Origin of the sequence: Paraburkholderia sp. J63 (genome assembly GCF_905220245.1) — a bacterium.
Classification (GTDB): domain Bacteria; phylum Pseudomonadota; class Gammaproteobacteria; order Burkholderiales; family Burkholderiaceae; genus Paraburkholderia.
Map to the genome: position 1 here is coordinate 1 of NZ_CAJMZF010000187.1, position 427 is coordinate 427.

The 427-nt window shown below is 65.8% G+C and carries 1 pseudogene; it reads right to left on the minus strand.

Going from position 1 to position 427, the window contains the following annotated elements:
- Window positions 1-427, minus strand: a pseudogene (locus tag U5775_RS39100) (electron transfer flavoprotein subunit beta/FixA family protein); the annotation flags it as partial.

Genomic DNA, 427 nt, shown 5'->3' on the forward strand with positions numbered 1-427 from the left:
GGCAGCGTGACGTAGCGCGGCTCGTTCAGACGCAGGTCCGTCGTCACCACAGCGGGCAGCTTTAGCGATAGCGTTTCCGAACCGCCGTCCACTTCGCGCGACACGGTTGCCTTGCCGTCGGCAACGAGCACTTTCGAAGCGAACGTCGCTTGCGGCAGGTTCGCCAGCGCGGCGAGCATCTGGCCGGTCTGGTTCGAGTCATCGTCGATGGCCTGCTTGCCGAGAATCACGAGCTGCGGCTGCTCTTTATCGACCAGCGCCTTGAGCAGCTTCGCCACGGCGAGCGGCTGCAGGTCTTCATTCGACTCGATGAGGATCGCGCGGTCCGCGCCGATCGCGAGCGCCGTGCGCAGCGTTTCCTGCGCTTGCGCCCCACCGGCGGACACGGCGATGACTTCCGTCGCCACGCCCGCTTCCTTCAGACGAA